The 15,218-nt window shown below is 38.1% G+C and carries 14 protein-coding genes and 1 tRNA gene; 12 read left to right on the plus strand and 3 right to left on the minus strand.

The annotated features are described in order from the left end of the window. The first annotated feature begins 3 nt into the window (after positions 1 to 3). The 3 genes from G530_RS0102015 (at position 4) to dusB (ending at position 6,570) form a co-directional block, all read left to right on the plus strand. Positions 4 to 2,952 (plus strand): serine hydrolase domain-containing protein, encoded by a 2,949-nt coding sequence (locus tag G530_RS0102015; RefSeq protein WP_026932938.1) that lies wholly within the window; start codon positions 4 to 6, stop codon positions 2,950 to 2,952. 128 nt (positions 2,953 to 3,080) lie between these two features. After that, complete coding sequence (locus tag G530_RS0102020; RefSeq protein WP_026932939.1) at positions 3,081 to 5,501, plus strand: outer membrane beta-barrel protein; 2,421 nt, start codon at positions 3,081 to 3,083, stop codon at positions 5,499 to 5,501. A 76-nt stretch (positions 5,502 to 5,577) separates the two neighbouring features. Beyond that, positions 5,578 to 6,570, plus strand: coding sequence for a tRNA dihydrouridine synthase DusB (gene dusB / locus G530_RS0102025; RefSeq protein WP_026932940.1), 993 nt, complete (start codon positions 5,578 to 5,580; stop codon positions 6,568 to 6,570). On the opposite strand, the gene G530_RS0102030 is transcribed toward dusB, so the two are convergent. Next, the gene (locus tag G530_RS0102030; protein ID WP_026932941.1) at positions 6,567 to 7,769 is read right to left on the minus strand and encodes an ABC transporter permease; all 1,203 of its coding nucleotides are present in this window, start codon (positions 7,767 to 7,769) and stop codon (positions 6,567 to 6,569) included. The two genes, dusB and G530_RS0102030, sit on opposite strands and share 4 nt — an antisense overlap. 1 nt (position 7,770) lies before the next feature. After that, positions 7,771 to 8,166 carry a 30S ribosome-binding factor RbfA gene (rbfA, locus tag G530_RS0102035; RefSeq protein WP_026932942.1) on the minus strand — a complete coding sequence of 132 codons (396 nt, stop codon included), beginning with the start codon at positions 8,164 to 8,166 and terminating at the stop codon, positions 7,771 to 7,773. A 101-nt stretch (positions 8,167 to 8,267) separates the two neighbouring features. Between rbfA and mce the strand changes: the two genes are divergently transcribed. The 3 genes from mce to G530_RS0102050 all read left to right on the plus strand — a co-directional run bounded on the left by mce (position 8,268) and on the right by G530_RS0102050 (position 9,515). After that, positions 8,268 to 8,666 carry a methylmalonyl-CoA epimerase gene (gene mce / locus G530_RS0102040; RefSeq protein WP_026932943.1) on the plus strand — a complete coding sequence of 133 codons (399 nt, stop codon included), beginning with the start codon at positions 8,268 to 8,270 and terminating at the stop codon, positions 8,664 to 8,666. Between the two features lie 67 nt (positions 8,667 to 8,733). Beyond that, positions 8,734 to 8,807, plus strand: a tRNA-Ile gene (locus G530_RS0102045). Between the two features lie 411 nt (positions 8,808 to 9,218). Continuing rightward, complete coding sequence (locus G530_RS0102050; protein ID WP_026932944.1) at positions 9,219 to 9,515, plus strand: hypothetical protein; 297 nt, start codon at positions 9,219 to 9,221, stop codon at positions 9,513 to 9,515. On the opposite strand, the gene G530_RS0102055 is transcribed toward G530_RS0102050, so the two are convergent. Beyond that, the gene (locus tag G530_RS0102055; protein ID WP_026932945.1) at positions 9,512 to 10,099 is read right to left on the minus strand and encodes a riboflavin synthase; all 588 of its coding nucleotides are present in this window, start codon (positions 10,097 to 10,099) and stop codon (positions 9,512 to 9,514) included. The two genes, G530_RS0102050 and G530_RS0102055, sit on opposite strands and share 4 nt — an antisense overlap. Before the next feature lie 61 nt (positions 10,100 to 10,160). Between G530_RS0102055 and pdxA the strand changes: the two genes are divergently transcribed. The 6 genes from pdxA (at position 10,161) to accC (ending at position 15,162) form a co-directional block, all read left to right on the plus strand. Next, positions 10,161 to 11,207 carry a 4-hydroxythreonine-4-phosphate dehydrogenase PdxA gene (pdxA, locus tag G530_RS0102060; RefSeq protein ID WP_026932946.1) on the plus strand — a complete coding sequence of 349 codons (1,047 nt, stop codon included), beginning with the start codon at positions 10,161 to 10,163 and terminating at the stop codon, positions 11,205 to 11,207. A 94-nt stretch (positions 11,208 to 11,301) separates the two neighbouring features. Continuing rightward, positions 11,302 to 11,835, plus strand: coding sequence for a YceD family protein (locus G530_RS0102065; RefSeq protein ID WP_026932947.1), 534 nt, complete (start codon positions 11,302 to 11,304; stop codon positions 11,833 to 11,835). 13 nt (positions 11,836 to 11,848) lie between these two features. Then, entirely contained in the window at positions 11,849 to 12,046 is a 198-nt protein-coding gene (gene rpmF / locus G530_RS0102070; protein WP_026932948.1) for a 50S ribosomal protein L32, read from the plus strand. 181 nt (positions 12,047 to 12,227) lie between these two features. After that, entirely contained in the window at positions 12,228 to 13,226 is a 999-nt protein-coding gene (locus G530_RS0102075) for a beta-ketoacyl-ACP synthase III (protein ID WP_026932949.1), read from the plus strand. Positions 13,227 to 13,246: 20 nt separating this feature from the next. Beyond that, complete coding sequence (gene accB / locus G530_RS0102080) at positions 13,247 to 13,747, plus strand: acetyl-CoA carboxylase biotin carboxyl carrier protein (protein WP_026932950.1); 501 nt, start codon at positions 13,247 to 13,249, stop codon at positions 13,745 to 13,747. A 65-nt stretch (positions 13,748 to 13,812) separates the two neighbouring features. Further along, complete coding sequence (accC, locus tag G530_RS0102085) at positions 13,813 to 15,162, plus strand: acetyl-CoA carboxylase biotin carboxylase subunit (RefSeq protein ID WP_026932951.1); 1,350 nt, start codon at positions 13,813 to 13,815, stop codon at positions 15,160 to 15,162. The last annotated feature ends 56 nt before the right edge of the window (positions 15,163 to 15,218 follow it).

The raw sequence follows: 15,218 nt of genomic DNA on the forward strand, positions 1-15,218 counted from the left end.
CAGATGAAATTAAGCAAGACTTTATTTATAATTAGTATCAGTTTGTTATTCGGAAGCCTTCAGGCGCAGGATTCAGATATCAAAAAACCCGATTTTCTGCAATATGAAAACAGTAAATGGGTGGACTCTATCATGGCAGAACTTTCTCCGGATGAGCGAATTGCGCAACTATTTATGATCCCGGCTTTTTCTAACAAGGGAGAAGAGCATACACAGGAAGTACTGAAACAGATTAAAGAATATAAGATTGGTGGGCTTATTTTTATGCAGGGTGATCCAAAATCCCAGTTAGAACTGATGAATGACTATCAGTTGGCCTCCGAAGTTCCTTTGATTGGGGCTATAGACGCGGAATGGGGACTTGGGATGAGATTGGAAAACTCGATAAGTTTCCCTTACCAGATGGCTTTAGGAGCAATTCAGGATGATGAACTCATTTATGATATGGGTGTTGAGATCGCGAGACAAATTAAACGTTCCGGGCTACATATAAATTTTGGTCCTGTGGTAGATGTGAATAATAATCCACAGAACCCAGTGATAAATTATCGCTCTTTTGGAGAGGATAAGGAAAATGTTAGCAGAAAAGGAATTGCCTATATGAAGGGAATGCAAAGTCAGAATCTCCTGGCAACAGCAAAACATTTCCCCGGACATGGAGATACCGATACCGATTCTCATTATGCTTTACCACAGATCAACCATCCATTCGAAAGGCTGGATGATCTTGAAATGTATCCTTTTAAGGAATTGATCAACGCCGGAATTGGAGGGGTGATGGTCGCACATTTGGATATTCCTGCTCTTGATTCTACAGGTGCACCATCTACCTTATCTAAACCTATTATAACCGGAATATTAAAGGAACGTCTTGGATTTAAAGGCTTGATAGTTACCGATGCTATGAATATGAAAGGTGTTGCCGAAGGAAATGAGCCGGGAGTGGTAGATAAAGATGCAGTACTTGCCGGAAATGATCTACTTGAATTTTCTGAAGATATACCTAAAGCTATCACCGAAATTAGAAATGCGATTAATAGCGGATTGATTTCCCAGGCTGAAATTGACGAACGTTGCCGAAAAATTTTGGCTGTAAAACAATGGGTTGGTCTTAATAAATATAAATCAATACCTGTTGAAAATATAGAAGAACAGGTGAACAGTCCTGAAGCAAAATGGTTGAATAGAAGACTGGTTGAAGCATCTCTTACCTTGCTGAAAAATGAGAATTCTTTACTACCTCTTCAAAAACTGGATACCTTAAAGATTGCTTCTGTTTCTATTGGTGCAACTAAGGAAACAGAATTTCAGAAAACCTTAAATCTATATAACAAGGTTGATAACTTTCAGTTGAGCCGTGAAGCTGATGATTCAGAAATTAATGAGCTTAAAGAAATCCTGGAAGCCTATAATATGGTGGTAGTTGGCTTGCATGATTTCAGCATAAGACCTAGAAATAAAATCGAGCTTGCTAATGGGGTTCAGTCTTTCATTTCAGAACTTGCTGTGCAAAAAAATACGGTTTTCAGTCTTTTTAAAAATCCTTACGTAATTAATAGCCTTGAAAATATTGAAGAGGCAGATGTACTGATCGAGGCTTATCAGGATTCTGAGCTGGCTCAGGAGCTTGCGGCACAATTGATATTTGGAGGCGTAGGGGCGTCGGGGAAACTTCCTGTTACGGTTGGCGAGAAATTTAAAGCCGGCAATGGTTTGGATTTAAAAGGAGGAATTCGTTTTAAATATACCGTTCCAGAAGATGCAGGAATGAATTCTAAAAAACTTGGGAATGCTGTAGATTCTCTCATGCATCAGGCAATGAATGCCAAAGCAACTCCGGGTGGAGTGGTACTGGTAGCAAAAGATCAGAAAGTGGTTCTTCATAAAGCCTATGGTTTTCATAAATACAGTGATACAATCAAGGTAGAAAAGACAGATCTTTATGATCTTGCTTCTGTAAGTAAGATTTCAACAGCTTTACCGGCGATCATGAAATTATCTGATGAAGGTAAATTTGACCTGGAGGCCGGGATCGATGATTATTTGCCATATTTCAGGAATTCTAATAAAGAGGGAATAGCTTTCAGACAGATTCTTGCTCACCAGGCACGTTTTAAGCCCTGGATACCCTACTGGAAAAATACGTTAAGAGATAATGGAAGTTTTAGATGGAATACTTTTAAAAAAGATTCTTCAGCCAGGTATCCGGTACGCGTGAGCGATGAACTGTGGTTACATAGAAATTATAAAAAAAAGATCTTTAAAGCGATCAAAAAGTCTCCTTTGGAGGCTGAGGCAAAATATAAATATTCCGGACTATTATTCTATCTACTGCCAGATATTGTTGAGCGGCTTACCAATGAAGATTTCATTAAATATATCAACGAGAACTTTTATGATAGATTAGGAGCTACAACCGTTACCTATAATCCTTCAGAAAAATTTGAATTGAACAGGATCGTCCCAACTGAAAATGATTTTAATTTCAGGCACGAACAGATCCATGGGAATGTGCATGATGAGGGCGCGATAATGATGGGTGGGGTTTCTGCCAACGCCGGTTTGTTTGCTAATGCCAATGACCTGGCGAAATTAATGCAAATGTATTTGAATATGGGAGATTACGGCGGTATGCGTTTTATCGATGAGTCTACTTTAAAGGATTTCACAAAAACCCAATTTCCCGAAAATAATAATCATAGAGCACTGGCTTTTGATAAGCCTTACCTTGAATATAGAGGAGAAAAGAGTAATACTGCAAAAGACGCAAGTGCAGAAAGTTTCGGACATACAGGATTCACCGGAACAATGGTCTGGATGGATCCAAAGGAAGATCTGCTCTATATATTTCTGTCTAACAGAGTGGTGCCAACCCGGGAAAATACAAGGCTCTACAAGCTAAATACCAGGACCCAGATTCAGCAGGCGTTGTATGATTCCATAGAGGAGTAAAAAATTTAAATAACATGAATTTTCATATTATGTAGGGATTTGTTGAGAGACTTATTAAAAAACCTCTCAAGTATTCAATAAATTTTATATTTGTCAATATTTTATTGAATATTACGCTAACCTACTATATGCTGAAAAATAAGTTCACCCCCCTTTTATTTCTGATTTTTTCCTGCGCCGTCTATTCTCAAAGTGAGCTAAAGGGACAGATCTTAAACCAGAATAATGAGCCAGTAGCCTTCGCCAATGTAATCCTGCTTAGCGCGAAAGACTCCACCAGTGTTTATAAAGGAACTATTTCAGAAGACGACGGTAAATTTATAATTGAGAGTGTAAAGGATAGCACTTATATGCTAAAGGTTTCTTTTGTGGGTTATGCAGAAAATCTTCAGAAATTAAAAGTAAAAGGGGATACACAAATCAAGCCTATTAATTTAGATGAAAGTTCAGATGCACTAGATGAGGTAGTTGTAAATGCCAGGAGACCGAAGATTAGCAGAAAAGTAGACAGGCTGATTTTCGAAGTTGAAAATACCACCTTATCTACCGGGAACTCATTTGAGATCATGAAAAGGACTCCCGGGGTGATCGTTAGCCAGGGCCAGTTGCTGGTTAAGAACAGAGCTGCTACGGTATATATTAACGACAGGAAAGTATATTTAAATTCTAAAGAATTACAACAATTACTGGAAGGCTTTTCAGCAGAAAATATAAAGTCTGTGGAGGTAATTACAAATCCACCAGCTAAATATGATGCAGAGGGAGGTGCGATCCTGAACATTATAACCTCAAAGAATATTTCCATTGGTTATAAGGGAAGCCTTAATGCATCCAATACTATAGCTGTAGTTCCTAAATATAATGTTGGTACCAGTCATTACTATAAGACCGATTGGTTAAACATTTTTGCCAGCTATAATTATAGTGATCGTGATCTTTATAAGAAGGATGAAAGTTTCGTTGAATATTACACTCCAAACGGTGATAAAGATTCAAGATGGTTAACAGATTTCGAAAGAAATACTAATGCGGTATCACATAGCATAAATACAATTCTGGATTTTACCCTAAGTGAAATAAGTACACTAAGTTTAAGTGCCAATATTCAGTTATCTCCAAAGACTAATAATGACATTAATGGAATAACGAATATCTACGATCGTACAAACACCCTTGACTCATTATTTACTACAGATAGTAAGTTAAATAGTGAAACAGAGAATATTCTTTTAGCGGCAACGTACAATACAAGTCTTGGCGAGAATGGGACTTTAGCGGCTGTGGCTAATTATATTAATTACAATAATAATCAGGAACAGGATATTGTTACTGAATATTTTCTGCAGAATGGAAGTTTTCTCAGGAACAATTCTTTCGCAACCCAGGCAGAGCAGTTCAGTGAAATTTATACAGGTCAGTTGGATATAACAACCCCAATAGGATCTTCAAATTTTGAAACCGGGGTAAAATATTCAGGTTTAAAAACTGAAAGCGGGCAGGACTTTTTTAATAGGAATAACGGCATATCAAATTTCGACGGAAACCTTTCTGATAATCTTAATTACGACGAAGATATTTATGCGGCCTATGCCAGCATGACTAAAGACTGGGAAAAATGGTCTTTGAAACTGGGCCTTCGTGGAGAGTATACAGACGTTAAGGGAATTTCTGAAAGTGAGGGATTGGTAAATTCTCAGGATTATATGGAATTATTTCCAACTTTCTACCTGAATCATAATTCATCTGAAAATCATTCCTTCGGTTTAGAATACAGTCGAAGAATTACCAGGCCACGTTTTGAAAATTTAAATACCTACAGGTATTTTCTTAACGAAAATAATTTTCAGGATGGTAATCCAGATCTGGTTCCTGCCATTTCTAATATGATCAAGTTAAGTTATGGTTACAGGAACAAACTTTTCTTTGATCTGTATTGGGACAAAGTGGATAATTCAATCGCCAGCCTGCCATTTCAGGATAATGAGAACCGCAATTTGCGTACTTCCAGTTTGAATATGGATTTTTCAGAGCAATTTAGCTTCGACATCAGTTATTATGATTATCTCAATGATTGGTGGTCTATTACCGCATATACCTCCTTTTTCCATTTAAAAAATGATTTTCCAGCTTTGGAGAGTGGAGGTCAAATTGTGACGAATAAATCTTTTGGGGCATATATATATGCTGCAAACTACTTTACCTTTTCTAAAGATGGAACCTTCTCTGGAGAGGTAACATCTACTTATGTTCCAGATTATATCGTGGGATCTTATGAATTCGAGGAACCTCAGTTTGGTCTTAATTTCGGCCTGAGAAAAACTTTCTTCGATTCCAGACTGATCGCGACGCTTAACGTTGAAGATATATTTAACACGATGAATTTACCGATGAGATCGCAATACTTGAATCAGAATTACTCTTATTTCGCTATGCCCGAATCCAGAATGCTAAGGTTTGGAGTGACCTATAAATTTGGTAATTTCAAATTAGCCGATAATAAACGCGCCATTACTGCTGAAGAGAGCGCACGTTTAGAATCTAAGAAATAATATAAAGGGAGCTTAGTTAACTTATTTTCAGGCATTGGAATTATTTAGTAATTTTGCGACCTGAAAAAGAGAAGCTTTGGCAAAAATTGGAAATATAGATGTAGGAGACTTCCCGTTGCTTTTGGCACCGATGGAAGACGTGAGTGACCCGCCGTTTCGTGCACTTTGTAAGGAACAGGGCGCAGATGTGGTATATACTGAATTTATCTCTTCTGAAGGGCTTATTCGCGACGCAGCGAAAAGCACCATGAAACTTGATATTTACGAAAAGGAGCGTCCGGTTGGAATTCAGATCTTTGGAGCCAACCTGGAATCCATGCTGCAATCTGTAGAGATCGTAGAAAAATCAGGTCCAGATATTATTGATATCAACTTTGGTTGCCCTGTAAAAAAGGTGGTTTCTAAAGGAGCCGGTGCAGGAATTTTAAAAGATGTAGACCTGATGGTTTCTCTAACCAAAGCTATGGTAGAGCATACTAAATTACCGGTTACTGTTAAGACCAGACTTGGTTGGGATCACGATTCTATTAAGATCCTCGAAGTTGCTGAAAAGCTTCAGGATGTAGGTTGCCAGGCTATATCTATACACGGTAGGACCAGAGCCCAAATGTATAAAGGAGAAGCAGACTGGGCACCAATTGCTGAAGTAAAGAATAATCCCAGGATGCATATTCCTGTTTTTGGAAATGGAGATGTTGATTCTCCTGAAAAGGCGATGGAGATGCGTGATAGCTACGGCCTCGATGGGGCTATGATTGGCCGTGCCAGCATAGGTTACCCCTGGTTCTTTAGAGAGGTGAAGCATTACTTTAAAACAGGTGAACATATGGCTCCTCCAACTTTAGAAGAACGTGTAGACGCGGCCAGAAGGCATCTTCAAATGGCAATAGATTGGAAAGGGGAGCGCTTAGGCGTATTTGAAACCCGTAGACATTATACCAATTACTTTAAAGGTATTCCTCATTTCAAGGAATATAGAATGAAAATGGTCACCAGCGACGATTCTATAGATGTTTTTAAAGCTTTTGATGAGGTTGAAAAGGAATTCGCAGGTTATGAATTTGCTTAATTAAGTGCCTTTTTACTTCTTCCCGCAGCAATATAAGACGCGATCAATCCCAGGGTGAATATCGTGACCAAAACAATAAAGATATTTTGCACTTTCATTTGTACGGGATAAGGTAGGTTAGGAGTGATCATGACCAGGTCATAGTTCATTTGCAGCGCAATTAGCACAATTGCTACTAATAGCCCAATAATTCCTCCAAGACCGGTCATTAGCATTCCCTGCAAAAAGAAAATATTCTTTATCTGGTTTGGCGTTGCGCCGAGGCTATGAAGCGTTTTAATATTCTCCCGTTTATCCAGGATCATTACGATAATAGACCCAACCACGTTAAATAGGGCGATAGTTAGAACAAGGGTGAAGATCAGGTAAACAAAGAGATTTTCAGAATTAAGCATTTTATTTAATGCGTCGTTTAGTTCTGCCCTGGTTTTTACGATCGCTTTCCCTTCAAATATGCTATTTATCTGGTCGGTCACATCATCTAAAGAGGCCTCTGGAGCTAACTTGAATTCTACTGCAGAAAATTCATCTTCTTTTAGATTCAGCAGATCTTTGGCGAGATTGATATTTGTAAAGACATATTTATCGTCCAGTTCTTCGTTTACGCTATAGATTCCGCTAACAATGGTTTGCCTGCTAGTGAATGCGTCCTGAAGATTGGTCATGGTAATAGCACCTTTCCCGGGCTTAGGGACCATGATCTTGAGTAAATTCTGATAATTAAAGGTGCCTATATCCAGCAGTCTGGAAAGTCCGTTACCTATCACTACCTGCGGCTCACTCTTAGTTAGCCAGGTTCCGAAAACAATGGCGCTGTCTATCTGGTTAACCCTGCCATAGCTTTCATCCACACCTTTAATATAGGCAGGATTGGTTTTAGATTTATAACTAAGGATAACGCGCTCTTCAACGATCTTACTAAATTCCAGGATCTCGGGTATCTGCTGAATTTCAGCTAATTGTTCTTCTGAAATATTTAAAACTTTTCCCTGACTAGGGATCGCCTTTAGATCGGGATCAAATTCATTTGAAAAGGAAAGACTGAAATCTCTAAGACCAGAGAATCCGCTTAGAACTATAAATAGTGAAAATGCACCGGCAAACACTCCAATCGCAGCAATAATGGTAATAATATTAATAGCATTGCTTTTGCTTTTGGTAAATAAATACCTCTTGGCGATATAGAGTGGAAACTTCAAATTATGATTTTTTCCTCTTATCTAATAGATCTGGATTTGCCACAGGATCTTCTTTCCCTTTAATAGACTTTTCAATGCCGTCTATATATTCAAGAGAATCATCAATATAAAAACTAAGATCGGGCATTTTACGAAGCTGATGCCTCGTTCGCTGAGCGATCTCATGCTTGATCTGGGATTTACTTTCATTGATCTCCTCGATCACTTCATCCTGATGTTTATTCGGGAAAATGCTCACGTATGCTTTGGCTATAGAAAGGTCTGTAGTAACCCTTACCTTAGAAACGGAAACAAGGATCCCCGTCCTGCCACTTTCTCTTAATGAATTCTGTAAAACATCAGCCAGATCCTTCTGCAATAATCCACCAATCTTTTTTTGTCTGTTTGTTTCTTCCATGCTACAAAAGTAAAATTTTTAAATGTGATTTATCTTCATATAAATGAATTTGAATCATATAACATAAATTAATGATATTTGTTTTATTAAATTGAAGATCAATGAAGCGAATAGAGCATATAGGAATAGCAGTAAAAGACCTGGAAGCAGCCAATAATACCTACAAAGCAGTATTAGGAGAGGAGCCATATAAAACTGAAACGGTAGAGAGTGAAGGAGTATCTACTTCTTTCTTTAAAATTGGAGAAAGTAAGATTGAATTGCTGGCAGCAACTAGACCCGATAGCCCAATTTCAAAATTTATTGAAAAAAGGGGAGAAGGTATTCATCATATGGCCTTTTATGTAGATGATATCAAAGTCGAAATAGAAAGGCTTAAAAAAGAGGGGTTTAGATTGCTGAATGAGGTACCTAAACCCGGAGCAGATAATAAGATCGTGGCATTTATGCATCCAAAAGATGCAAATGGAGTACTGGTAGAGCTATGTCAGGAAAAATAGGAATATTTTTGTTTGGTGCGTAACTTGCAATTATCTAAATTTGCGCTCGCGATACAAATACGTATCAGGTCCCATAGCTCAGTTGGTTAGAGCACCTGACTCATAATCAGGTGGTCCTTGGTTCGAGCCCAAGTGGGACCACAGAAAGCCCTGCAATCTTGCAGGGCTTTTTTATTTACTATTTTATTCATATTCAACTTACGAATGTTGAATATATACAGATGTTATTCGTAATTCTGTTACTATGAAACATTTACAAGTAAAAAAATATAATTAATCTTTGAATTGAATTAACATATTATCTAAATTTGACAATAGTGATTTACTGATCATTAGAAAATATGAGGCTATACTAGAATAGCAGTAATTAGATTTATTTTAAAACCCCAAAGCTTTATAATACGTATATTTTAGGAAAGTAAGTATTATGATACATACCTTTATACTAATTATAAAGTTATATTATTATGGAAAATTCTTACTTTGGAAGGTGATTTATTTAATTGTAATTGAATTTAAAAGCATTAAGCTAAAAATATCAACCAATCATCAATGGTGCAAGTTAGATGTATATTCCTGATTCTTACTCTATACCTGGGGGTTACAGTAACTACCTATGCCCAATCGCCACCTGAACCCAACAAACAACAAAGTGATCGAAGGGGGCCACCGTGTGATCCTGGAAACGGAAACGGAAATGGTAACGGAAATGGTGGAGGCAATGGAAATGGTCAGGGGGTGCCACCGCCACCAGGATTATGCTTACCTATAGATGATTATGTTTACCTTTTAATGGCAGTTGGAGTAATGTACGGTTGTTATAAAGTGAGAAAATTTGAAATCGCCTAAGAGATCTCAGTGATCCTCTTCACATATTTTCCTATCACATCAAATTCCAGGTTTACTGTAGCACCAATTTTAAGGTTTTTAAATGTTGTGTGCTCATACGTATAGGGAATTATAGCTACACTAAATTCATTTTTTTTCGAGTTTACAACGGTTAAACTCACCCCATTCACGGTGATAGATCCCTTTTCTATGGTAATATTGCCAATATTTGGATCATATTCAAAAGTAAATTTCCAACTGCCATCTGCCTCCATAATATTCCTGCAAATCGCAGTTTGGTCCACGTGTCCCTGAACTATATGTCCGTCAAGACGCTCACCAAGTTTCATTCCTCTCTCCAGGTTTATCAGATCACCAGTTTTAAGCAAACCGAGGTTGGTTTTATCCAGCGTTTCCTTTACAGCAGTAACTACATATTCATTAGCGTGGATCTCAACCACAGTAAGACAGGTTCCATTATGAGAAACACTTTGATCTATTTTCAGTTCAGGGGTCATTTCAGCTTTTACCGTGATATTCAGGTTGTTGCCCGATTTATTGAGTTTACTTATTTTTCCTATTTCTTCTACTATCCCTGTGAACATTCTTTTCTATAATAATGGTTACATTTGTGTGTAAAATTAAAATATTATATCGGGAAACTTTATGAAACAAGCCGAAATGATCAAATTAGGAATTAGTATTGGAGATCTTAATGGAATTGGTAGTGAAATTGTACTTAAAACCTTTGATGATTCCAGGATGCTGGATTTTTGCACCCCGATAATCTTTGCGAATTCTAAAATTCTTAATTTTTTAAAAAAGCAATACAAATTATCTTTACATCTACAAAGTATAGATCATCCGTCAAATGCTATTGATGGCAAGGTGAATGTGGTGAACGTCTGGAAAGAAAATGTAAATATTAATTTTGGGGAAGAGGATGTGAAAATAGGGGAATATGCTTTTAGGTCTCTGGAAGCAGCAACTTTATCACTTAAAAATGATGAGATCGATGTTCTGGTAACTGCTCCTATTAACAAAGCGACCATACAGTCAGATAAGTTTAATTTCCCGGGACATACAGATTATTTAGCGAAAGAACTGGGTGGAGAAAGTCTCATGTTCATGATAACCGATAATCTTAAGGTGGGATTATTAACAGATCATGTTGCTCTTAAGGATATAGCTTCTGTAATTACTCCGGAACTGATCGAAAAGAAGATCAAAATCATTCAGGAAACTTTAAAAAGTGACTTCAGGGTAAGAAAACCAAAGATCGCGGTCCTTGGAATCAATCCGCATAGCGGAGATAACGGGGTTATAGGGAAAGAGGACGAGGAGGTTTTAAAACCTACAATTCAAAAGATACGGGATAAAGGAGCTTTAGTTTTTGGTCCTTATTCTGCAGATAGTTTCTTCGGTTCTAAAAATTATAAGAATTTTGATGCGGTTATCGCCTCTTATCATGACCAGGGACTTATTCCGTTTAAAACATTATCGTTTGGGATGGGAGTGAACTTTACCGCCGGGTTAAATAAGGTTAGAACTTCACCCGATCACGGTACAGCTTTTGAAATTGCCGGCAAAAATGAAGCGAATATAAATTCTATCAAAGAGGCAGTTTTTAAAGGTCTTGAGATCTTTAAAGCCCGTGAAGAGTATAAGGGTTTGACTGAAAATCAACTACAAAAACAAGGGAGGAAGATATAAACAAAAATTTGTTTATAAAAAGAGCATAATTGATTAATTTTTATATCTTTGCACCCGCCTTAACGGAAACGTGGGCACTCAAAACTGTGGAGAAATGAGGAATTTAGCAGAGTTTACAATTCCTTTTAAGGGATTAAAGCTAGGAAAGCACCAGTTTGAGTATGAGTTAGATAACAGGTTCTTTGAACATTTTGAGTACGAGGAATTCAATAAAGCCGATGTTAAGATCGATTTGTTGTTCGAAAAGAAAAGCACCATGATGGAGCTTAGCTTCAGAGCAACCGGAACAGTAAATGTTAATTGCGATCTTACTAACGAACCTTATGATCAGGCTATAGACAGTGAACTGTTTTTAGTGATTAAATTTGGGGATGAATTCAATAATGAAGATGAAGATTTGCTAATTATACCGCATGGTGACTATGAAGTAAATATTCAGCAATATATATATGAGCTAGTCGTACTTTCGGTACCTCAAAAGAGGATACATCCGGGAGTTGAAGACGGTACATTGGAATCTGAGGTACTTGACAAACTGGAAGAACTTAGTTTGAAAAATCAGAAAAAGAAAAATGAGGATGATATAGATCCTCGCTGGGACAAATTAAAAAATTTACTAAACGAATAATTAATAGGAAGCCATGGCACATCCAAAGAGAAAAATCTCGAAAACCAGAAGAGATAAAAGAAGAACACATTATAAAGCTTCAGCTCCAAAAGTGGCTGTAGATTCTGTAACAGGTGAAGCACACCTTTATCACAGAGCTCACTGGCACGAAGGTAAACTTTATTACCGTGGTCAGGTATTAATAGATAATACTGAAGAAGTAGAGGCTTAGTCTATACTTAGAGCTTCAAAAAAATACAGAAACTCTCACATGGTGGGAGTTTTTTGTTTTTAGTTGATTAAGTCCTAAAAAGACCTTAATTTGCACGCCGGTTATAATTAAATTTAGTAATTTTCTATTTAAGAAATTGGAAAACTAGCAGGCCGGTGAAGGGTGAATTAAATCCAAATTTATGAGTAAAATCACAGCAGCGATTACGGCTGTAGGTGCTTACGTGCCTGAGGATGTTCTAACCAACAAGATGTTGGAAGAGATGGTGGATACAAACGATGAGTGGATTACCAGCAGAACAGGCATTAAAGAAAGACGCATTCTCAAAGATCCTAAGAAAGGAACTTCATATTTAGCAATCCAGGCAGCAAAAGAAATACTTCGAAAAACTAACCTGGATCCCGAAGAAATAGACCTTATTATTATGGCTACGGCCACTCCAGATATGCCCGTTGCTTCAACGGGGGTGCATGTAGCAACTCAAATTGGTGCTACCAATGCATTTTCTTATGATCTGCAGGCAGCATGTTCCGGGTTTTTATACGGGATGTCTACAGCTTCAGCCTATATTGAATCTGGTAGATATAAGAAAGTAATCGTAATAGGTGCAGATAAAATGTCTTCTATTATAGATTATACAGATCGTACTACCTGTATAATTTTTGGAGATGGAGCAGGTGCAGTTCTTATGGAACCTAATACCGAAGGTTTGGGACTGCAGGATGAGATTTTGAGAAGTGATTCTATAGGACGAGCCTCTTTAAAGATCGAAGCCGGTGGATCCTTAACTCCGCCAACCGAGGAGACCGTTGCTAAAAAACTCCATTTTGTAAGACAGGATGGAAAAACGGTATTTAAATTCGCGGTTTCTAATATGGCCGGAGTTAGTGAAAAGATTATGAAAAGGAATGATCTTACCAATGAAGACGTAAACTGGCTCGTAGCACACCAGGCAAACAAGCGTATCATTGATGCGACAGCAAACAGAATGGGGCTTAATGACGAGAATAAGGTCTTAATGAACATTCAGCGATATGGTAATACCACTTCTGCAACTTTACCTTTATTGCTTAGCGATTACGAGAAGAATTTTAAAAAAGGAGATAATTTAATATTTGCCTCATTTGGAGGTGGCTTCACATGGGGAGCTGCTTACCTGAAATGGGCTTATAACTCATAAAAAAACCAACACCAATTATTATGGATTTAAAGGAAATTCAGAACCTGATTAAATTTGTGGCCAAATCTGGCGCGAGCGAGGTGAAACTGGAAACAGGTGATGTAAAAATCACTATCAGAACAGGTTCAGACGAGAAAGAAACTACCATAGTACAACAGATGCCGCAGCAGATGCCACAGCAAATGCCGGCTCAACAATCACAGCAGCAACAAGCTCCTGCTCCACAGGAAAGTGCTGCTCCACAAAAAGAATCTAAAGATTCTGGTGAGGATGATTCAAAATATATCACCGTAAAATCACCAATTATCGGTACTTTCTATAGAAAACCTTCTCCAGACAAGCCGTCTTTCGTGGAAACCGGGGATAGCGTAAAAGAAGGAGATGTACTTTGTGTTATTGAAGCAATGAAACTTTTCAACGAGATCGAAAGTGAAGTTTCCGGAAAAATAGTAAAAGTACTGGTAGATGATGCTTCTCCTGTAGAATTTGATCAGCCTTTATTTTTGGTTGACCCATCATAATTTACTGCCCATTTTAACAACTGCAAGCCCTTTACGGGGCTTCAGAACTTTAAAAGCAACTAGGTATGTTTAAGAAAATATTGATTGCAAACAGAGGGGAGATCGCATTGCGTGTTATCCGTACCTGTAAAGAAATGGGTATCAAAACGGTTGCGGTTTATTCTACAGCAGATGCTGAAAGTCTCCACGTGAGATTTGCCGATGAAGCCGTATGTATAGGACCGGCACCGAGTAACCTTTCTTATCTGAAAATATCAAATATCATTGCTGCAGCTGAAATTACTAATGCTGATGCAATACACCCGGGATATGGATTTTTATCTGAAAATGCTAAATTCTCCAAGATCTGTGAAGAGCACGATATCAAATTTATTGGTGCTTCGCCAGAAATGATCTCAAAGATGGGAGATAAGGCTACTGCAAAAGCTACGATGAGAGCTGCTGGAGTTCCTTGTGTTCCAGGATCTGAAGGAATTATAAAGGATTTCAAGGAATGCTTAAGCCTGGCTAAGGAAATTGGTTTCCCGGTAATGCTTAAAGCTACTGCCGGTGGTGGTGGTAAAGGTATGCGTGCTGTCTGGAAAGAAGAAGAACTTGAACCAGCATGGGAATCTGCAAGAAAAGAGGCTGATGCTTCTTTTGGTAATGACGGGATGTATATGGAAAAGCTTATTGAAGAGCCTCGCCATATTGAGATACAGATCGTGGGAGACAGTAGTGGTAAAGCCTGTCACCTTTCAGAAAGGGATTGTTCTGTACAACGTCGTCACCAGAAATTAACTGAAGAGACACCATCTCCATTCATGACAGATACACTTCGTAAGAAGATGGGGGATGCCGCGGTAAAAGCTGCGGAATATATTAAGTATGAAGGAGCCGGTACGGTTGAATTTCTTGTAGATAAACACAGGAATTTCTACTTCATGGAAATGAACACTCGTATACAGGTAGAGCATCCAATTACCGAGCAGGTAATAGATTATGACCTTATTCGGGAGCAGATCCTTGTGGCTGCAGGAGTGCCAATTTCAGGAAAGAACTATTTCCCGCAATTACACTCAATAGAATGTAGAATTAATGCGGAAGATCCTTACCACAACTTCAGGCCATCGCCAGGGAAGATCACGAATCTTCATGCACCGGGAGGCCACGGAGTGCGTATAGATACACACGTTTATAGCGGCTATATCATTCCGCCGAATTATGATTCTATGATCGCGAAATTGATCACTACGGCTCAAACCAGAGAAGAGGCGATCAATAAAATGAAGCGAGCTTTAGACGAATTTGTAATCGAGGGAATCCAGACTACAATTCCTTTCCACAGGCAATTGATGGATCATCCAGATTATATTGAAGGTAATTATACCACGAAATTCATGGAGGATTTCAAAATGAAACCTCGAGAAGAGTAATAAAATTAACCCCGGTTCTTCCGGGGTTTTTTATGCGCAATATTTTGTAATTTCAG

The sequence above is a fragment of the Christiangramia echinicola DSM 19838 genome, assembly GCF_000423065.1.
GTDB lineage: Bacteria > Bacteroidota > Bacteroidia > Flavobacteriales > Flavobacteriaceae > Christiangramia > Christiangramia echinicola.